This is a genomic window from Pseudocnuella soli (genome assembly GCF_004347775.1).
Classification (GTDB): Bacteria; Bacteroidota; Bacteroidia; order Chitinophagales; family Chitinophagaceae; genus Flavisolibacter; species Flavisolibacter aquaticus.
Window position 1 is genome coordinate 1,031,487 of the sequence record NZ_CP037755.1, and the last position, 19,760, is coordinate 1,051,246.

Below are 19,760 nucleotides of genomic sequence, written 5' to 3' on the forward strand. Positions count from 1 at the left end.
CGTATAAACACTGCAGGATCGTTATGCTATTCCCACCTAGCGTAGGGCTCAGAATATAAGTTTAATCTCTGAAGCTTGAATTTTAGAAGTTGATCTAATGCTACTTTTTCAACCAAAATATCTTTAATATCATCGCCATTAATTAAAATAGTATTTTTAATAGGATTTCTTGAGAGATTTTCGACAACGTTCGCTGACCAACCATTAATAGATATAAATAAACCGCCTGTCTGGCTACCTGACCGGCTTAACTTCATTGTGAGAGAATCAACATCTCTTGTATCACATTGTGTGCTTTTCCATTTGCATTCAATCAAATAATGCCAACTGTCAAAATTTATTGCGGCATCGATTTGTTCATCACCAACTCTCTTGAAACTTTCAGTAACGTCAATCTTAAAAAAACTAAATAGCTCAGCTAAAAATTTTTCAAATTCAAACCCCCTTTGTCTAGCTGTTATCGATGCACCCTTATAAACTAATTTATTTAAATCATCAAAGTCTTTTCTCAACTCCTCAAGCTTGGTAAGTGTTTTTTCAAACTCTCCTGGGATCAAAGAACGAAGTTTTTTAACGATAGAAATGTATACAGATGATTCCGTCCCTTTTACCTGAGCTAAAAAAGAAAGTTTTCCTTTGAGATAGAAAGTAAATGGCGGTACTGACTTTCCTGGAAGCCGTTGTTTGTCATACTTTCTTTGGAACTCAATTTCCGCAGCCGGTAATCCAAACTTTTCAATAGAATGAATAATGCCTCTTAGATTACGAATATAATTCCGTGAAACATTAACCTGCTTATTCACTATCAAACCCGTGACCACTTGACGATTGAAGTGATAATAGATTCTGCTCTTCTTATCATTGATTTTGAACCCATGCTTAATCAAGATCGACTTTACCGTTTCACCAACTTCAACCACGTTTAATTTTCCTAAAGCAATTGCTTGGGGTAGAAACTTAAAGTCAGTAGAAAATGTTATGTCATCTGCATAACGGCTATATATTAAATTATATTTTTTAGCCAAAGACTGGAGATTTTTATCCAAGCCAACACAAATCATATTTGTTACTATGGGGCTAGTTGGAGCACCCTGTGGTAATTTGTTGTCGAAACAACAAATGTTAGCTAACTCGGCAGCAATTTCAGTATTGAATGAAAATGGCTTTGATTTAAACAAGCCATACACTCTACCAAAATTTATAGACTCAAAAAAATCTTTAATATCAATGTTTAGTATTGCCTTTTTACCCGAATGTAATCTTGCATTAGAAACAATGCTTTCGTTTAAAACAAATCCTTTTGCTGAAAAAGTGGGTTTATAAATCTTATATAGGATGTAACTCAGTTTATTTTGAATAAACTTTAAATTCCCATTGGGAGCATAAATGTTTCTTACACCGCCGCTCTTTTTTTGCAATGTAAATTGAACATATTTTTTGTCCCCGGGCACCATGAAAACATGAAACTTGAACTGTTTTGGTGTAATCTCAAATACATCGGCTAAATCGATATAATTTTTTGCACTATAAAATGCTTCAAGAAGGGATTTGTCGTCTTTTGCAAATAAACTCATCTCGAAAAAATGATAAGCGGCTTCGGGAAGATTCATCTTCTTGCGAAATCCCACCAATTTAAAACACAAAAAGGTGGTAAGGATGGAGCATCTAAAGCTAACTTTTATAATAAATGTCGCAGTAGAAACGACACTAAACAATCTTCCTTACACCGCTTACTTTTTAAATGGGTTTAAAAATATGAGTTTCTTGCGTTCATATTGAAGGGCAATTAAATTTCAGCAAACTTTTTTGTGGTTATTTTTCTCACTGTTATCCTTAGTGTTCTTCAGGCGTAAGCTTTTTTAGCGATTGTTGATGAAGCCTGCCTATGTGCAGTGGTTGCACCTACAACACTCACCAGCGGCCTGCCACCCCCATGTTGTAGGTGGGCCCAGTCCCCAAACCCATCGCCGCACACCAACAACGGCTATCCAGATAAACACCAGCGCTATCCCAACAGCGTCCAACCCGAACTTTTCCCAGCGCTGTTTGTCATAATGCTGCGTGCAAACAATAGCGGTAAAGGACAAGATCATTGCAGTAGCTGGTGCTAACGGCGACCTGGGCGGAAGGATCATGGCAGAACTGGTGCGCCTCGGCGCAACACCAAGGGCGCTGGTAAGAGCGGGCAGTACCGCATCTTTCCCCGGTGCCGACACCGTGCCGGTCGATTACAACAACCCCGCGTCGTTGCGTGCTGCCCTTCGGGGCGTGCACTGCGTTGTTTCCGCGCTGTCAGGTCTGCGTGAGGTGATCGTAGATGCGCAGACCGCCTTGCTTACCGCTGCTGTGGATGCAGGCGTGCCGCGGGCCATTCCATCCGATTTCAGCATTGATTATACCCGCCTGCCCGAAGGCAGCAACCGCAACCTCGACCTCCGCCGCGAGTTTGCCCGCCGCATTGATGCAGCGCCCATTAGGGCCACTTCGGTGCTCAACGGCATGTTCTCCGATATGTTGCTGAAAGAAGCCCCGCTGGTGCAGGCGGGCTTAAAGCGGGTACTTTATTGGGGCAATGCCAACCAGCCGCTCGACTTTACGACCATCAACAACACGGCGGCTTTTACGGCCCGGGCGGCGCTGGATGAGGACACGCCACGATATTTGCGCATAGCCGGCGACGTGGTAAGCAGCCGTGATCTGGCCGCTGCAGCAGCCCGTGCAACAGGCCACCAGTTTAAGCCGACAAAGGTGGGCGGTTTGGGCTTTTTAAAAGGGATGATCACCATTACCAAAACACTCATGCCGCAACCCAAAGAAGTGTTTCCGCCCTGGCAGGGCATGCAGTATCTCCACAACATGTACACCGGATTGCCAAAGTTCCATGCACTCGACAATGATCGCTACCCCGATATGCAGTGGACATCGGTAACAGAAGTGCTTAAAGGACTTAAAATATCATAACGCCGTACACTGGAACAGTGTGCCGGATGGTTGCATCCGGGCTTCGGCCATCATTGCAATCGTTCCAACTTATTTCGCCGGCGTCAGTACAATATTCCGGTATTCAATAGCACCATGATCGCCCTGCAGGTACAGCGGGCCCGGCTCGCCTTCCCTGCTGTCCAGCGCACCGCCGGTAATGCCCGGGATTTCGCGGTTGCAGATCACCGTTACCCCGTTGGCCACCAGCGTAAGCATGCGGCCTACCAGCGTTATGTCGTAGGTCTGCCATTCGCCGGGTGCTTTCGCTGCCTGCTCGCTGGGAGCAATAAAACCATAAACGGCACCAAAGCCGCCGGGCCAGGGTTTGGTGCCCTTGCTGTCTTCGATCTGTACTTCGTGGCGGCCACGCAGGTACACGCCGCTGTTGCTGCCCTTGGGATATCGAAATTCTATGTGGAGTTTAAAATCGGTGAACTGCGCTTCGGTAGCCAGGTTGGCGCCGGATTTGGGGCTGAACAAAATTCCGTCTTTTGCCTGCCACTGGTTTTGCGTGCCCAAGGATCGCCAGCCGGTAAGGTCGCGGCCATTGAATAGTTTAATGGGCTCGCCCCAAACGGGTGCTCCATTGCGTTGCAGCAGCGGTGCCTTTTCGGCTGTCCAGCTGTGTTGCTTGCCATCCGGGAACGTAATGGTGCCGGCCAGGCCGTTGCCCCTTACTGCCCCTTCCAGCACCAGGTTGCCCCCTCCGTTTTCCCATTGCGGTGGTATGGTAAAATGCACCTTGCCGCCGGCATAATGCACCTGCGCAATGGGCCGTGCACTGCCTGATATGCCTACAAAATCGCCCACCAGGGTGCGGTGCCCCGAGTGGCGCACCTCCAGCCAGGAAGGTTGCGGCTTGCCATTTACATCAATGGTAATATCCCAACGGCCTTCAATGGAAATGGAGTCAGTGGGTGTTTGTGCCAATGCAGGCGAGGTGCCGGCAACCAGGAGGCAGCACAGGAAAAAGAACTTGTTCATATGGCGCTGTTTAGAATAGGGATCAATTTAACCCTATCCCCACCGAAAAACAACACCAAATAAGTACATCCCGTTTTGCCCCACTTTATTTGTGGCACACAGCAATGGCTTACACACTAAATTTCTTTGCGCATTATTTACAAAATAAACAACGGTCGTTTCTACTGAAACGACCGTTGTTTATTTGCTAGAAATAAGGTGCAGCCACGTCAAATGTAATCGGTGATCATTGCTCAATAGCGATCCAAAGCATTTCAACACAGTATCACTAAAGCTTAATCAGGGCGTTATCCCGAAATCAGGCTGTCATTTGATTTCGGGCCTGCTTTTTTGTTACTTTTTTGCAGGAGCAAAAAAGTAAACGAAAAACCCCTACAACACCACCCGTTGCCCGCTTGCTGCTGATTTGTAAATGGCTTCCACAATGCGTATGTCCCGCAGGCCTTCCTCACCCGGCACCATCATAGGTTTGCCCTGTGCAATGGCCTGTGCGTCGTCGTCCATTTGCATGGCCTGCTGCATCGGCACTTTATAGTCGTGGTAAATTTCGCCCAGCGGGCTTTTGGCCCGTATGCCGTTGTATTGCTGCACTGGCCGTACTTCCAGCGTTCCCTTTTCGGCATTTACCACCAGGTGGTTCACATTTTCACCAAACGATGTTTTGATGCTGGCCATCACGCCGCCCGGGAATTCGAGCACCGCTTCGGTGGTTTCGTCCAGCCCGTTTTTATAGATCTCCGGTCGTGTTGTTGATGTTTTGGCCGATACCACTGCAATGGGTTCGGTGCCGGCACCAAAGCGGGCACCCTGGATGGCATACACACCCATATCGTACAGCGCACCGCCGCCCAGTTCTTTTTTTTGTTTCCAATGGTCGGTGCGGCCATCGCGGTAACCCGCGGCGCAGTCTACTTTTTGAATCTTGCCCAGTTGTCCTGTATTGATGATGCGGCGGTATGCCTGCGTAGTAGGCTCGTGTTGCAGGCGGTAACCAATGGCCAGCGACTTTTTATTTTTCTTACAGGCCTCGATCATTTCGGTGCATTCTTTTGCCGTCATGGCCATGGGCTTTTCGCACCACACATGCTTGCCGGCATTGGCTGCACGAATCACGTATTCGTGGTGCATCGATGGCGGCAACACCACGTACACCACGTCAATGTCTTTGTTGTTGGCAATGCTGTCGAAGTTGCTGTAGTTGTAAATGTTTTTATCGGGGATGTTGTACTTACGCTTCCATGCTTCGGCTTTATCCGGCGAGCCCGTAACGATGCCGGCAAGATGGCAATGTTTGGTGAGCTGCAGCGCCGGTGCCAGCAGGTCGGTGCTGTAATAACCCAGCCCTACAAGTGCCACGCCCAGCCCGCGCTTTTGTGTGTTGCAGGCGGCCAGCAGGCCCGATGGCGACAGCAACAGGGCTGCGCTGCCGAGTGATAGGGTTTGCACCAGCTTGCGCCGGGTAATGAGGTTGGATGCCATGAGGTTTGGTTTTTGGGTTAAAGGAAGGAGCAATTTACGCAAATGCTGTTGTAGGCGGAGCAGTGCAGTTGGTTGGTAAAAAGGGAAATTAGCGTAAACAGTGGTGCGCAACTTAAATGTAAGCGGGCACTTGTTTGTTTGCCTGATCGCATTGAACATTACACCCAATAAAAAAAGAAATTATTGCATGGTCATCCCCAAGGACGAAGGGTTTAAAATTGCAACAACCAGATCCCTCCTGCGCCGGATGACAGGCAACATTAGTACTATGAAAATTGCATTGGTGTTTTTTGAAAACAGCCTCATTTTTTGCAAAGCAAACAAACGACGATAGAACTGTGTATCAAAAAGCGATGAAGACTTTTATTTGTTGTTGCATACGCATCGTACAATATGCGGACTAAGATTGTAACAAAAACCTTCTTGCCTCAGCCAGCATCGGGTGTTCGTCGAGGTCTTCATCATCCAGTTCTTCATCGCTTTCATCCTGCAGTTTTGCATCAACCGTATCGTAGTACGACATGGCTATTTCTACAAAATGTTCCCACTCATCGGGCTCGGCCACCTGCAGCAGCAACGCGTTTACAGCACCGCATGCATTCAGGGCATATTCGGCGTCTTCATAGTCTTCGGTATCAGGACAAACTTCTTCCAGGTTATCCAGGTAATTGTAGATGGCATCTGCATCCTGGCTGCCCGATTCAACAAAACGAATGCTGTCCACCAGCACATCGGGGTTGCCAAATCCCGACTCGTTGACAAACGCTTTATAATGGGGAAACAACCTTTTGCAAATGGCCAGCCCTTGTGCTATGCGTTCGGGGTAAGGGAGCTGCTGTGCACGGTCGTTGAGTGCCGCTTCAAATTCAATAAAGTTCATTGCGTAATTTTTTTACAGAATAAAATGCGGTGGTGCTTTGCCCTTGATAAAACAGTTTTTGCAAAGCTCTTTTTACCTGCCAAACTGTTTATCCAGCAACTCTTTTTTAAACTCGGTATACGTAGGCCGCCCCGATGGTGTGGCATTGGGTGTGGCGCAGGCAAACAGGTCGGTCACCAGGCTTTGCATCTCGCTTTCGGTTAAAGTAGTACCGCCTTTAATGGCTTGCTGCCACGCCACGGAGCGCAGCAGCATCTCGCGTTTCGATAAGCGCAGCTCGCTGTTGAAATGTTTGTATTGCTCCAGAATCTTTTCCAGCACTTGCCGTTCGTTGCCACTGCCCACATCGGCCGGCGTGCCCTGTATTACAAAAGCACTTTTGCCAAAAGGCTCAATGCTGTAGCCCATATGGGCCAGGTCGGGGATCAGCTCCTGCAGCAAAATGGCATCAGCCGGCGCCAGCTCAATGGTGGTGGGAAAAAGGCTGCGCTGTGCCGCAATGGGCCGCCCGTCTATGGATTGGGCCATGCGGTCGTACAGGATGCGTTCATGTGCCGCCTGCTGGTGCACCAGCAAAAACTTGTGCGCCTGCGGCACCAGTATGTATGTATTAAAAAGCTGTGTGAGTTTTGGGTTTGCATGTTGGGCCCCATAATCGTGCAGCGCCGGTGCCGGGTGGTTGCGCACCGCATCGAGCAGGCTGCTGAAACCGGGATCCGGCGTGATGCCCACACCTGCAGGCTCGTGTTGCGGAGCTGCGCTGTTTGCCGCTGTATTGCTGCTAAAATCGCGGAGCGAAGGAAAGCCGCCGCTGCTCCGGCTGGGTTCTATTTTATGTGCCTGCCCGCCCGATGAAAAAGTCTGGAACAGGGCCGATGCACTGATGGCCGAAGCTTTTTCTTCGGTAAAAGGTTGCTGCACCGATTCAAGTCCCTGGATGGATGCGTCCAGTTCAAAATCAAGCGTAGGCGTAATGCTGAATTGCGCCAGTGCATGTTTTACCGCCGCCTGCACAAAGGCGTATACGATCTTTTCATCCTCGAACTTGATCTCCTGCTTGGTGGGGTGCACGTTTACATCCACCTGTGCCGGGTCGAGGTCAATGAACAACACATAAGCAGGAAAAGTATCAGCCGGGATCAGCTCCTGGTAAGCGTTCTGCACGGCATGCGCCAGGTAGGCGCTGCGGATAAACCGGTTGTTGACAAAAAAATACTGGTCGCCGCGGGTTTTTTTAGCCGTATCGGGTTTGCCTACAAAACCATGAATATTGAGGTAATCGGTTTCTTCTTTTACCGCCACCAGCTTTTGGTTGTAGTGGGCCCCGAGCAGTTGCACAATGCGTTGCTTCAGGGAGCCGCCATCGAGGTGAAACAATTGCTGCCCGTTGGAATGCATCGAAAAAAACAGGTGCGGAAACGCCAGCGCCACCCGCATAAATTCGTCGATGATGTGGCGCAGTTCGGCGGTATTGCTTTTTAAAAAATTGCGGCGTGCCGGCACATTGAAAAACAGGTTTTTCATGGCAATGGAAGTGCCCACCGGCGCAGCTACAGCGCCTTGTTTTACCACCTGGCTGTTTTCCATATCGAGGCAGGTGCCCACCTCATCTTCGTTGCGGCGGGTACGCAGCTCTACCTGCGCCACGGCCGCAATGGAGGCCAGCGCCTCGCCCCGAAAGCCCATGGTGCGGATGCTGAACAGATCATTGATGTTGCGGATCTTGGAGGTGGCGTGGCGTTCAAAGGCCATGCGGGCATCGGTTTCGCTCATGCCGCTGCCGTTGTCTATTACCTGCACCAGCGCCTTGCCGGCATCGGCCACCAAAAGTTTTATTTCGGTAGCGCCGGCGTCCACGGCATTTTCCAGCAATTCTTTTACGGCACTTGCCGGCCGCTGAATCACTTCGCCGGCGGCTATCTGGTTGGCAATATTATCGGGTAGTAGTAAAATTCTATCAGCCACGTTGGTCACTCCTTAAGCGCCAAAAATAGCGATTAGGAGGGGATAATAAGTGGGGATAAGTAGATGTTCTTACAGGCTAAATATTCTGGCAAAATGATATGCGTGGATGCGGTGCAAAAGCAGCACTCATCCTAATTTTGCAGGGCTATCCAATATACCGATCCTATGAAAAATGTACTCCTGGCATGCGTGCTGGCCCTTGGCTGCACCGCCTGCTCCAAAGGCAACGACCCGTTGCCAGCACCACCTGATGAAAGCGGGCCGGCAACAACCGTTGCACCGGCAGCATCCACTGTTTATACCATCAAAAAAGGCGAGCACAGCAGCGATGGAGCAATGCTAAAATGGATAGATACGGCAGCGATGCATTTTTCGGTGCGCTTTGATAGTTCGGCCATGTACACCACGCAAGACAAACAAAACCAGTACGACATCAACAAGCTTTATGGCTTTGCCGACAACGGTGCGCAGCACCACCAGTACAGTGCCCGCTTTGGCTGGCGTTGGAGCGGCGGGGCGCTGCGGTTGTTTGCCTATGTGTACAATGCCGGTGTGCGGCAGGAAGCGGAACTGACCACCGTGCCCATCGGCCCATGGATTCAATGCGCCATCAGCGTGCAGGGTAATGAGTATGTTTTTGTGGTAAATGACCTGGTGCGCACCATGCCCCGAATGAGCACTACACCAAAGGCTGCGGGCTATTTGCTCTATCCCTATTTTGGCGGCGATGAAGTGGCGCCGCATGATGTGCGGATTGAAATACTAAACCGGTGATTTGTATGATTAAGAGGGATTGAACCGATGGGGTGTGGCGGTGAAGCTTTTTCGATTTATGGGTTGGGAAAAGACAAGATGTAGGCTTGATCATTTGAACAAAGGCCAAAGAAAGAAAGCAATTTTAACCTTCTGTAGCCAATCATAAAAATCCTTGCTAATCCCACAAATCACCGGTTAAAAGAATGGGCGATGAGAAAAACTCATCGCCCTTGGTGTTCATCATACGTTAGCAACAAGTGCCGTTACCCACCAAAATTCACCGATCCGAGCTTCACAGGGCCGATCGTGCACTGTTACATCGTTGATGCTTTTTGCCAGAACCCGCTGCCTCATAACCAAACACCACATCTGCGGGGCTCCAGCATTTATATAAGGGTTTATTAAACGCCTCTGTTTGCCTCATATTTTACGATTACCGTGCCAAAACTGCCCGTTGCAGTAACAAAATTTTTACCTGCATGGATGGGCTTGTTGTGGCGGCGGTTTCGGCGGGAAAGCTGTCACAGGTTTAGTCAAGGGGCCGACAAGAAACAGGTACTGTGCGGGGCAAGGGTGGGGAAATAAGGCTGCAAAAGGGCTGTGGCGGGACATGTCTTTACAGTAAGTGGTAGCATGTTGGTAGTTTGGGAGGCGTTGGCAAAATCTCATTTAGCTTAAATGCCTGTAGAAAAACTGGTTTTGGAAACCGTTTCTCCGCCTTGTCGAAAATATAAATAGCGGGTGCCACAATAATCCGCTTTGGGTGCCGTTTTCGGGGCCGGAAGTCTCAAAACATAGGCTCAGTTTTTACTTTGTCGGTTCGGATTATTTCCAGCAACTTTGCACACATTCCATCAAAAACACCCCCAAATCCAATAAAGAGCAGCATGGGACTTTTTAACTGGTTTACGCAGGAGATAGCGATTGACCTAGGAACAGCAAATACCCTCATCATTCATAACGACGAAGTAGTGGTAAACGAACCGTCGATTGTTGCCCTCAACCGCAACAACCCCAAAGAAGTACTGGCCGTGGGCAAACGTGCCCTGATGATGCATGAGAAGACGCATGAAAGCATTCGTACCATCCGCCCCCTGAAAGACGGGGTGATCGCCGATTTCAACGCAGCCGAACTGATGCTGCGCGAAATGATCAAGATGGTATACCCCAAAAAACCCCTTTTCCCGCCCAGCTGGCGCATGATGATCTGCATTCCCTCTTCCATCACGGAAGTGGAAAAGCGGGCCGTTCGCGACTCGGCCGAGCAGGCAGGCGCTAAGGAAGTGTACCTCATTCACGAGCCCATGGCAGCCGCCCTGGGTATTGGTATTGACGTGGAAGAACCCGTGGGTAACATGATCATCGACATTGGCGGTGGTACCACCGGCATTACGGTGATTGCCCTGGCAGGTATTGTGTGCGACCAGAGCATTCGCATTGCCGGCGACGAATTTACCGCCGACATCATGGAAGCCCTGCGCCGCTACCACTCCCTGCTGATTGGTGAACGCACCGCCGAGCAGATCAAGATCCAGATCGGTGCCGCCTCTAAAGACCTCGACAACCCACCCGATGACCTGCCCGTAAACGGCCGCGACCTGGTGACCGGTATTCCCAAGCAGATCTTTGTGGGCTACCAGGAAATTGCCGAAGCCCTGGACAAAAGCATCTTTAAAATTGAAGAAGCCATCCTGAAGGCGCTGGAACAAACCCCGCCCGAGCTGGCTGCCGATATTTACCGCCGTGGCCTGTACCTCACCGGCGGTGGTGCCCTGCTGAAAGGCCTGGATAAGCGCCTAAGCCAAAAGATCAAGCTGCCCGTGCATGTAGCCGACGATCCGCTGAAAAGCGTGGTGCGTGGTACCGGCCTGGCCCTCAAAAACTACGAACGCTATCCTTTTGTAATGCGATAGAGCTATTGGCCATTAGCGATTAGCTTTTAGCCGGAGCCGCAAAAATGGTTTGGGTTAAAAGCTAATGGCTGATAGCTAATAGCTAACAGCTGCTCCCATGCGCAACATTTTCCTTTTTATTCGCCGCTACTTTGTGCTGCTGAGCTTTCTGGTGCTCCAGGGTATTGCTTTGTGGATGTTGTTTACCTACAACCGGTTTCACCAGGCAGTGGGCATGGGCGTGGCTTCCGAAATCACCGGCTCGGTCAATGCACAGGTGGACAAGGTGGACGACTATTTTCACCTACGGCAGGAAAACCTGCGGGTGCACCGAGTGAACGACTCCTTGCTGAACCTGGTGCGCACCAATTTTACCCCCGTTGATACAACGGCACGCCAGATAGCCGACACCTTGCGCATTACCGATACCACGCGGCAGGTGCGGCGCTACCTGTGGCGCCCCGCTAAGGTGGTGTACAACTCGGTAAACTTTGAACGAAATTACCTGCAGCTGAACCGAGGTGCCAAAGAAGGCATTGCCGAAAACATGGCGGTGCTCAACTCCGATGGTGCTCTGGTAGGCCTGGTGGTGGGCACCAGCAACAACTTTAGCCAGGTAATGAGCCTGCTGCATGTGCAAAGCCGGGTGCCCGCATCTTTAAAAAACAGCAATGTGTTTGGCACCATCGAATGGAACGCCAAAGACCCCAGGTTGCTGTTGCTGAAAGGCATATCAAGGGACGTGAAAGTAAAACGCGGCGACTCGGTGCTGACCTCCATTTATTCGTACAACTATCCTCCGGGTTTTTTAATCGGGCGCATTGCTAAAATTGACGAAGACAAGGCTTCCGGTTTTTATATTTTACAGGTACGCACTGCCGTTAATTTCAATGCCGTGCAACAGGTATTTGTAGTAGAAAACCTGCAGCGTGCCGAGCAGCTGAAACTGGAGGAAGAAACCAAGCAGAAAATGGAGCAGAAGAAGTAGGGAAGACGGAAGTCCGAAGCCGGATGACCGAAGACGGAAGAACATTAAAGCATGATGGTAAACAGAAAAAATTTTAGCGCTGCAGAAAAGTCGTCGGACCGTGGCCTTCCGTCTTCCGACTGCTATCAACTACCAACTATCAACTGTCAACAACATTGAGCGATTTAGTTAGAAATATCATCCGCCTCGCCGTGTTCATTTTTGTACAGGCATTTATCCTGAACAAAGTGCCCAACCTGCACCGCTTTGTGGTGCCCTATATTTATTTCCTGTTCATTTTGTGGCTGCCTTTTACCACGCCGCGGCTTACGTTGCTGGCGCTTGGTTTTATCACCGGCTTGTCGCTGGATTATTTTAAAATGACCCCCGGCCTGCACACTGCGGCCTGCCTGCTCATTGCATATATGCGGCCGTTCATCATTACGCTGCTGTCGCCAAAAGAAGCCACCGAATTCACTTTTCGCGAACCCTCGCCAAGGGCCATGGGCTGGAGTTCGTACATGGTGTATGCATTTATACTAACGCTGCTGCACCACCTTTATCTTACCTTTTTAGAGTGGCTCGATTTCGGCTCGCTGCTCGACCTGCTCATTAAAGTAGGCGCCACCACGGCCATTTCCATGCTGCTCATTGTTACCACCGAAGTGTTGTTTCCCCGCAAGCTCAAGTTCCGCACCAATACGGCGGCGTAAAGGCAATGGTTAAAAATAGACCGCAGCTGTTTCTGGTCTTTACGCCATTTGCCGGCAAGGGTTGTTTGCAGCACGGCAATAATTGTTAAAAGGAACCGGGCTCAATTTTCATCCACCCCTGCTTTGCCTTAACTTGTGCTGCACATCACCCTATAGGATATGAAGCATTTGTTTGGAGCCCTGTGTTCGTTATTGATTATTGGTGCTGCCCAGGCGCAGCAAAACCATGCGCAAAAAGCCTGGGTCGATTCTGTTTTCCGATCCCTGACGCCGCAGCAAAAAATTGCGCAGCTCATGGTCATCAGGGCGCACAGCAACCTGGGTGCCGATCATGTGGCTGGTGTACAAAACCTCATTCGCCAATACAACGTGGGTGCCCTTTGCTTTTTCCAGGGCGGGCCGGTGCGGCAGGCCAATCTTACCAACCTGTACCAGTCCATGGCGCAAACGCCTTTGCTGGTGACTATTGATGGTGAGTGGGGGTTGGCCATGCGCCTCGATTCCATCACTCGTTTTCCCTACCAGTCAACCATGGGTGCGGTTACCGATTCTTCCATCATCTACCAAATGGGTGGGGCCGTGGGCCGGCAAATGAAACGCATTGGTGTGCATGTAAACTATGGCCCCGATGTGGACGTGAACAACAACCCCAACAACCCGGTGATTGGGTTTCGCTCTTTTGGTGAAAACAAAGAGCAGGTGGCCCGCCACGGCGTTGCTTATATGAAGGGCATGCAGGATGCGGGCATTATGGCCACGGCCAAACATTTTCCGGGCCACGGCGATACCGAAGTGGATTCGCATTACGACCTGCCGGTGATCAATAAAACAAGGGCGCAGCTCGATTCGCTGGAGCTTTACCCGTTCCGCAAATTGCTGGAAGCCGGTGTGGGTAGTGTAATGATTGCCCACTTGTTTATTCCCGCTATTGACAATACGGCCAACCGGCCTACATCGCTTTCGGCAAAAGCAGTGAACGGCATCCTGCGCGATGAACTGGGCTACGACGGGCTTGTATTTACCGATGGCCTGGAAATGAAAGGCGTAACCAAATTTTTCCCTGCAGGCGAAGCGGCTGTACAGGCCCTGCTGGCAGGCAACGATATGTTGTGCCTGCCCGATGATGTGCCCGCCGCCATCAAAGCCGTGGAAGCGGCGCTGAAAAAGAAAACGCTGAAATGGAAAGACATTGACGAAAAAGTGCACCGGGTGCTGGAAGCCAAATACCGGCTGGGCCTGCACAGCCCGCAGGTGGTAACCACCGAAAACCTGGTAGCCGACCTCAACACCGAAACGGCAAAAGTCAGCGAACTCATTGCCCGCAATGCTTTTACTGTGCTGCGCAATGATGATATGCTGCTGCCGCTGGCCCGCTTCAACCGCCAGAAAAAGATCGCGTATGTAGGCCTGGGCGCCACTGCACCCACCGCATTTGGCAACCGCCTGCAAGCCGATTTTGGTGCCGATACTTTTTACTTAACCTACAAAGCCACCGCCGCACAGGCCGATGCTATCCTTGCAACAATCGACACGGCTAAATACGCTGCCATCGTGGTGGGCGTGCACAACTACAGCCAGCGGCCCGCCAATAATTTTGGCCTGAGCGCTCCTGCGTTGAAATTGTGGAATGCCCTGAACAAGGACACCACTTCGGTAACGATCTTATTTGGCAATGCCTACGCGGCCCGCAATTTTTGCGCCGCCCGCAACCTGGCAGCCGCCTACCAGGATGATGTCATTTCGCAGGAGGCGGCAGCCGATTTTATGATGGGCCGGTTTCCGGCAAAAGGTAAGCTGCCCGTAACGGTGTGCAACTTTGGCGCGGGCTCGGGCCTAGCGGTGAGCAATCTTTTTTCGGCAGGCTTTGGTCCGCAGTGGCTGGCGGTCGATTCGATTGTTCGAGACGGGCTGGCCCGCAGGGCATATCCCGGCGCACAGGTTATTGCGCTGCACAAAGGCGTGGTAAAATACCACAAAACCTTTGGCCGCTTTGAGTTTGACGAAGCCTCGCAGCCGGTGTTGTTTGAAAGCATTTACGATGTGGCTTCGGTTACCAAAACATCGGCTACCACGCTGGCCGTGATGAAGCTGTGGGAAGAAGGAAAGCTGGACCTGAACAAAACGCTGGGCGACTACCTGCCCATTGCCGCAGGCACCGATAAAGCTGCACTTACACTGAAAGATGTGTTGCTGCACCAGGCGGGCCTCAACCCGTTTATTTCATTTTACAAAGAAACGATTGATAAATCTGGTCAGCCTGCCGACTCGCTGTACCGCACCGCGCTGGAGCCGGGATACAACATTCCGGTGGCCCGCAACCTGTACCTGCGCAGCGATTGGAACGATACGATGCTGCTGCGCATCATGCAAAGTAAATTGGGCGCACCGGGTAAATATGTGTACAGTGACAACGATTTTATTTTACTGGGCAAAATTGTAGAAGCCGTTAGCGGCCAGCGACTGGACCAGTACACGTATTATACTTTTTACAAACCAATGGGCCTGGCCACTACGGGCTTCCGCGCTGGCGAACGCTTTGGCGTGGAGCGGGTAGTACCCACCGAAAATGAAAAATGGTTTCGGCGCCAGATGCTCCGCGGCACCGTGCACGACGAAGGCGCTGCGCTGTTTGGCGGCATCTCGGGGCATGCGGGGTTATTTTCCAATGCATATGATTTAGGCGTGCTGTACCAAATGCTGTTGCAGGGCGGCGAGTGGAATGGCAAACGCTATTTTAAGCCTGAAACTGTTGCATATTTTACCGATTACCACAGCAACATCAGCCGCCGTGGGCTTGGTTTTGACAAACCCGAAAAAGACAACGCAGTGCGCAAAGAGCCCTATCCATCGCAGTTTGCATCGCCCAAAACCTACGGCCACACCGGCTTTACCGGCACCTGTGTGTGGGTGGATCCGGCATCGGAGTTGGTGTATGTGTTTTTAAGCAATCGGGTGTATAACACGCGGGATAATAATTTGCTGTCGCAACTGAGCATCCGCGGAAAAATAATGGATGCCATTTACCGGGCATTGCAGTACGAACAAACTCCTACACCGGTGCCGATGCAGGCCGCTGCTGTGATGCAGTAAATGCAAGCAAAATTTATAGAAAAAGCCCGTAGCCATGGCCACGGGCTTTTGTATGTTTGTTAGTCCCTTATTGGCCCGCCAAAGGCTTACACATAACAAGCACTTTTGGCTGTTCCAAATACATACTTCTTTACGGCACCGATAACTAACGGTATCGCCGCATTAAGCGGAACGACAACGTTAAAAGTAGCTGGGTAAAAGAGAATAACTGCAATAGCATTTAATCCAGATTGATGCCGCCGCCGCCCCACAGGCCAAAGGCCCGCAGCAGCCACAGCACTACGGCAATTACCACTACTATATTAAGGATCTGCTTGATCTTGTAATCCATCGGGATGAAACGGTTGATGAGCCAAAGCACCACGCCTACAATGATCAGGATGATGACTACGTTTACCAGGGTCATAAATTTTATTTTTTGGGTTTAAAATGGTTCGCCAGCACCTATGCAAAAGGAGTGCTAAGCGGGCCGCCCCAATGTTGCCGCATTTTCGGGCAACAAAAAAGGCTGACGGCGTAACCGTCAGCCTTTTCCAAAACATTTTATCAGGACCCTTTTTCCGGCGACTCGGGCGGCTTGTTGCCCTGCGGCGGCCGCGGTTCGCGGGGTGGGCGTTGCTGCTGCCCGCCGCCACCACCTTGACCTCCGGGCCGCGGCGGTCGATTGTCCCTGCGCTGTCCGCCGCCTTGGTTGCCTTGTGGCCCACCGGGTTTGGGGTTTTGCGGGGGCAGTTGCTTTTGCTGTCCTTGCGGCCGTGGTGCAGGCTGCTGCCCTTGTGGCTTTTGGCCTTGCTGGGCTCCTTTTTCGCGTTGCGGCGGGCGGGAGCCTTGTGGTTTATCAGGTGTGGGGCCGCCTTCGTTCCGGCGTTCGGGGCGCTGTACAGGCCGTTGCTGGCCGCCGCCCTGCCGCTGTTGTTGTTGCTGGCCCTGCCGGTCGGAGTGGCGTTGCTGCTTGCGTTTTTTATCGGCTTTCTCCAGGCTGCGCAGGCTGATCTGGCCTACCACATCCACAAACTCGGGTTCGGCTTCTTTGGGTTTACCCGAAACCACTTCTACGGCTTCCAGCTCTTCGGGCACTTCGTTGCGCATGTTCAGCGACCTGATTTTCCGTACCCTTTCGATGGTAACGGGGTATTGCTTGTTGCTGTTAGGCAGCACGTACCACATCAGGTTTTTGAAAATATCTTTTTTAATAAGCGTGGCCGTACCGGCTGCTACCTGCAGCATATCGGCGTTTTCCGGAAAACCCTGCAGCGCATCGAGGTAGGTATCCAGCTCGTAGTTGAGGCAGCATTTGAGGCGTCCGCACTGGCCGCTCAATTTGGTTTGGTTGATCGAGAGGTTTTGGTAGCGGGCAGCGGCCGTGTTTACCGACTTAAAATCGGTAAGCCAGGTGGCGCAGCACAGCTCGCGGCCGCAGGAGCCGATGCCGCCAACTTTGGCGCTTTCCTGCCGGGCACCGATCTGGCGCATTTCCACTTTTACCTTAAACTCCGATGCGTATACTTTGATGAGTTCGCGAAAATCCACGCGGTCGTCGGCGATGTAAAAGAAGGTTGCTTTTTTACCGTCGGCCTGTATTTCCACCTCGCTGATCTTCATGTTGAGGCGCAACTGGCGGGCAATGGCGCGGCTGCGGATAATGGCTTCCGGCTCGCGGGCCTTATTCTGGCGCAGCAGCTCCAGGTCGCGGTCGGTGGCGCGGCGCAGGATGCGCTTCATTTCGGGATGCTGTTCGTCCACCCCTTTTTTCTTGAGTTGTATCCGCACAATCTCGCCGGTTAGCGATACTTCGCCTACGTCGAAACCAGCCACACCTTCAACGGCGATGAGGTCGCCTTTTTCAAATTGCTGCAGGGTGCTGTTTCGGTAAAAGTCTTTGCGGCTGCCCTGGTTGAAGCTAACTTCCACCACGCGGCAGGCCACGTCGGCATCGCTAATCGGCAGGTTGACAAGCCAGTCGTATGTGTTCATCCGGTTGCACCCGCCGGTGCTGCATCCGCCATTGCTTTTGCAGCCGTTGGGTTTCCCCGTTCCACAAGATCCACATCCCATATATGGTAAGTACCAATTTTAAAGGTTAATGATGTGGTGCGGTAAAGAAATAGGAAGCTATGTGTACCCACTTTTGAATACTGCGCCCCGTAGGCGGCATGCACAGGGCAGCCTGCCGGCAAGGGAATACAGCCATTCTGAAAACAACTGCCTGCGCACAGGCAGCATGTATATAGAGAAAGCAAAAGCTTTTACAAACACATCTTCACAATCCTTTCGCACCGATTTATATTTCGGGCACCGCGGGGCGGTGTGTTGCAAATATAATTTTTTTTGGAAAGGGGCAATGGGAATGTGAGAAGTCGGAAATCGGAGGTCCGAAGTCGGAAGATGGGTTTTTTAAAATGTTGATTTAAAGTGAGGTAGGCAGGGGCAGGTGAATGGAGCCGCTTGCTTTAAAGCTTGTTCCTAGGTCGGGTCTTTTTTGTCATCCTGAGCGCAGCGAAGGATCTGAACGTGCACTAGGGGAAGTGTCGAAACAAGTGTCTGCTCCTGTTGCTCTTTTTTTTCGGTCACCAGCTCAGGTCCTTCGCTGCGCTCAGGATGACAAGGCCGGGAGCCTGCGAAAAAATAGAAGGGCTGGCGGAAAACAATTTGCTCGACCTCAAGCCCATTTGAATGGAAGTACAGCTGGCAATGCAGCCACCAACTTCCGACTTCGGACTCATATCTCCACTACCGCATTGTTCCGGATGATGTAAAACAACTTAATGGTGAGGGCGTGAAACAGCATCTTGGCATTAGCGTTCCGCTCAATGTAATAGGCGGCGTCATCCAGTTCGCGGCTGATTTCGCCCTGCTGCTCCACAGTGCAGATTTTATTGAGGCGCTGCGCAAAATCCAGCTCGTTTTGCGGCAGCCCTTGCAGGTGGTGGCCCATACCGGCTTCTTCCAACACCTTAAGGCGCAGGGCCAGCTCCAGCAGGTGCTGAAAAAAGCGCAGAAACTGCTTGCCGTTTTCGCGGCCCATGCGGGCCAGGTCGTCAATACATTTAAGCTGCGCCTGCGGCTGGTATTTTACCGTGGCATTCAGCCAGTCGCGCAGCAGCGCCGAAAAATCCTCATCGGCGTGTTGCAGCAGGTGTAGCGCCTCGCGGTAGTTGCCCTCCGAAAGGCCGGCAATGCGCTGGGCGGCATCGGCCGGCGTACCGTTGCGGCGCTGCAAGGCAGCGGCCACATCGGCTGGGTTTAGTGCCGGCACTTTTACCAGCTGGCACCGCGAAAGTATGGTTGATAAAATAGCGGACTCGCTTTCCGCCACCAGGATAAACAACGTATCGGCAGGCGGCTCCTCAATTAGTTTCAGCAGTTTATTGCCTTCTTTGCCCAGGTATTCGGGCATCCACAGCACCAGCACTTTGTAGCCGCTTTCAAAGCTTTTCAGGTTCAATTTCCGAATAATGTCGTTGCATTCGGCGGCGGTAATGTTGCCTTGTTTGTTTTCGGCGTTGATAAACTGCAGCCAGTCGTACACGTTGCCATATGGATATTGCTGTACAAACTCCCGCCATTCGGTGATGTAGTCGGTGCTTAAGGGCGGCGTGCCCGCCTTTTTGGTGATCACCGGGTAGGCGTAATGAATATCGGGGTGCACCATCTGCTGCCCCTTGGAAAAAGAAGATTGCTGGCTCGTCCAGCTATCGGCCTCATCCGGCGTGGACGGCAGGGAAGGGGGCGGTGTGGCTTCGCCAAAAAGGGATGCTTCGGCAGAATGGCCTTTTTGCTGCGGGAGGGATGAAATGTATTGGGCAAAAGCAAGGGCTAGGGGCAGGGCGCCGCTGCCTTCTTTGCCCAAAAACAGCAGGGCATGGCTCAGGCGGTTGTGCTGCACCATTTCAACGAGGTGCCCCTTTACTTCTTGTTGGCCAATAACATCAGAAAACAGCATCCGGAAACTAAGATTTATAGGATGAAAAGGGAATGAAAAAGAAAAGCCGCCCAAAGGCGGCTCAAAAGTAGTGAGAACGAGGAGAACTATGATTTATGGGATGAAACGG

The 19,760-nt window shown here is 51.3% G+C and carries 14 protein-coding genes; 6 read left to right on the plus strand and 8 right to left on the minus strand.

Annotated elements, in window-relative coordinates; translation table 11 throughout:
- Positions 1–26: 26 nt before the first annotated feature.
- Positions 27–1,610 carry a reverse transcriptase domain-containing protein gene (locus EPD17_RS04380; protein WP_132052101.1) on the minus strand — a complete coding sequence of 528 codons (1,584 nt, stop codon included), beginning with the start codon at positions 1,608–1,610 and terminating at the stop codon, positions 27–29.
- Positions 1,611–2,061: 451 nt separating this feature from the next.
- Between EPD17_RS04380 and EPD17_RS04385 the strand changes: the two genes are divergently transcribed.
- Positions 2,062–2,961, plus strand: a complete 900-nt coding sequence (locus tag EPD17_RS04385; RefSeq protein ID WP_132052103.1) for an aromatic alcohol reductase — start codon at positions 2,062–2,064, stop codon at positions 2,959–2,961.
- Between the two features lie 69 nt (positions 2,962–3,030).
- Here the strand turns inward: EPD17_RS04385 and EPD17_RS04390 are convergent, their stop codons facing one another.
- From EPD17_RS04390 to mutL, 4 genes are all read right to left on the minus strand, one after another.
- Positions 3,031–3,966 (minus strand): 3-keto-disaccharide hydrolase, encoded by a 936-nt coding sequence (locus tag EPD17_RS04390; RefSeq protein WP_132052105.1) that lies wholly within the window; start codon positions 3,964–3,966, stop codon positions 3,031–3,033.
- Positions 3,967–4,338: 372 nt separating this feature from the next.
- Positions 4,339–5,445, minus strand: coding sequence for a Gfo/Idh/MocA family protein (locus tag EPD17_RS04395; RefSeq protein WP_132052107.1), 1,107 nt, complete (start codon positions 5,443–5,445; stop codon positions 4,339–4,341).
- A gap of 400 nt (positions 5,446–5,845) precedes the next feature.
- Positions 5,846–6,325 (minus strand): DUF416 family protein, encoded by a 480-nt coding sequence (locus tag EPD17_RS04400; RefSeq protein ID WP_132052109.1) that lies wholly within the window; start codon positions 6,323–6,325, stop codon positions 5,846–5,848.
- Positions 6,326–6,397: 72 nt separating this feature from the next.
- On the minus strand, positions 6,398–8,290 hold the full coding sequence (gene mutL, locus EPD17_RS04405) for a DNA mismatch repair endonuclease MutL (RefSeq protein ID WP_132052111.1): 1,893 nt from the start codon (positions 8,288–8,290) through the stop codon (positions 6,398–6,400).
- Between the two features lie 165 nt (positions 8,291–8,455).
- Between mutL and EPD17_RS04410 the strand changes: the two genes are divergently transcribed.
- The 5 genes from EPD17_RS04410 (at position 8,456) to EPD17_RS04430 (ending at position 15,708) form a co-directional block, all read left to right on the plus strand.
- Positions 8,456–9,064, plus strand: a complete 609-nt coding sequence (locus EPD17_RS04410) for a hypothetical protein (RefSeq protein ID WP_132052113.1) — start codon at positions 8,456–8,458, stop codon at positions 9,062–9,064.
- An 869-nt stretch (positions 9,065–9,933) separates the two neighbouring features.
- Positions 9,934–10,959 (plus strand): rod shape-determining protein, encoded by a 1,026-nt coding sequence (locus EPD17_RS04415; RefSeq protein WP_114236550.1) that lies wholly within the window; start codon positions 9,934–9,936, stop codon positions 10,957–10,959.
- Positions 10,960–11,056: 97 nt separating this feature from the next.
- Positions 11,057–11,926 (plus strand): rod shape-determining protein MreC, encoded by an 870-nt coding sequence (mreC, locus tag EPD17_RS04420; protein ID WP_132052115.1) that lies wholly within the window; start codon positions 11,057–11,059, stop codon positions 11,924–11,926.
- 155 nt (positions 11,927–12,081) lie between these two features.
- On the plus strand, positions 12,082–12,618 hold the full coding sequence (locus EPD17_RS04425; RefSeq protein ID WP_132052117.1) for a rod shape-determining protein MreD: 537 nt from the start codon (positions 12,082–12,084) through the stop codon (positions 12,616–12,618).
- 159 nt (positions 12,619–12,777) lie between these two features.
- Positions 12,778–15,708 (plus strand): glycoside hydrolase family 3 N-terminal domain-containing protein, encoded by a 2,931-nt coding sequence (locus EPD17_RS04430; RefSeq protein ID WP_132052119.1) that lies wholly within the window; start codon positions 12,778–12,780, stop codon positions 15,706–15,708.
- 220 nt (positions 15,709–15,928) lie between these two features.
- Here EPD17_RS04430 and EPD17_RS04435 read toward each other — a convergent pair whose 3' ends face one another.
- The 3 genes from EPD17_RS04435 to EPD17_RS04445 all read right to left on the minus strand — a co-directional run bounded on the left by EPD17_RS04435 (position 15,929) and on the right by EPD17_RS04445 (position 19,651).
- Positions 15,929–16,114: a Thivi_2564 family membrane protein gene (locus tag EPD17_RS04435; RefSeq protein ID WP_114236441.1), complete on the minus strand. Its 186-nt coding sequence runs from the start codon at positions 16,112–16,114 to the stop codon at positions 15,929–15,931.
- Positions 16,115–16,254: 140 nt separating this feature from the next.
- Entirely contained in the window at positions 16,255–17,682 is a 1,428-nt protein-coding gene (locus EPD17_RS04440) for a PSP1 domain-containing protein (RefSeq protein WP_132052121.1), read from the minus strand.
- A 745-nt stretch (positions 17,683–18,427) separates the two neighbouring features.
- Positions 18,428–19,651, minus strand: a complete 1,224-nt coding sequence (locus EPD17_RS04445; protein WP_132052123.1) for a DNA polymerase III subunit — start codon at positions 19,649–19,651, stop codon at positions 18,428–18,430.
- Positions 19,652–19,760: the final 109 nt, after the last annotated feature.

Bases quoted from the DNA above. Each gene is read 5' to 3' on its own strand.
- EPD17_RS04445 (WP_132052123.1), bottom strand. From the start codon at position 19,651: ATGCTGTTTTCTGATGTTATTGGCCAACAAGAAGTAAAGGGGCACCTC.
- mreC (WP_132052115.1), top strand. From the start codon at position 11,057: ATGCGCAACATTTTCCTTTTTATTCGCCGCTACTTTGTGCTGCTGAGC.
- EPD17_RS04395 (WP_132052107.1), bottom strand. From the start codon at position 5,445: ATGGCATCCAACCTCATTACCCGGCGCAAGCTGGTGCAAACCCTATCA.
- EPD17_RS04410 (WP_132052113.1), top strand. From the start codon at position 8,456: ATGAAAAATGTACTCCTGGCATGCGTGCTGGCCCTTGGCTGCACCGCC.
- EPD17_RS04415 (WP_114236550.1), top strand. From the start codon at position 9,934: ATGGGACTTTTTAACTGGTTTACGCAGGAGATAGCGATTGACCTAGGA.
- EPD17_RS04380 (WP_132052101.1), bottom strand. From the start codon at position 1,610: ATGAATCTTCCCGAAGCCGCTTATCATTTTTTCGAGATGAGTTTATTT.
- EPD17_RS04430 (WP_132052119.1), top strand. From the start codon at position 12,778: ATGAAGCATTTGTTTGGAGCCCTGTGTTCGTTATTGATTATTGGTGCT.
- EPD17_RS04390 (WP_132052105.1), bottom strand. From the start codon at position 3,966: ATGAACAAGTTCTTTTTCCTGTGCTGCCTCCTGGTTGCCGGCACCTCG.
- EPD17_RS04435 (WP_114236441.1), bottom strand. From the start codon at position 16,114: ATGACCCTGGTAAACGTAGTCATCATCCTGATCATTGTAGGCGTGGTG.
- EPD17_RS04400 (WP_132052109.1), bottom strand. From the start codon at position 6,325: ATGAACTTTATTGAATTTGAAGCGGCACTCAACGACCGTGCACAGCAG.
- EPD17_RS04440 (WP_132052121.1), bottom strand. From the start codon at position 17,682: ATGAACACATACGACTGGCTTGTCAACCTGCCGATTAGCGATGCCGAC.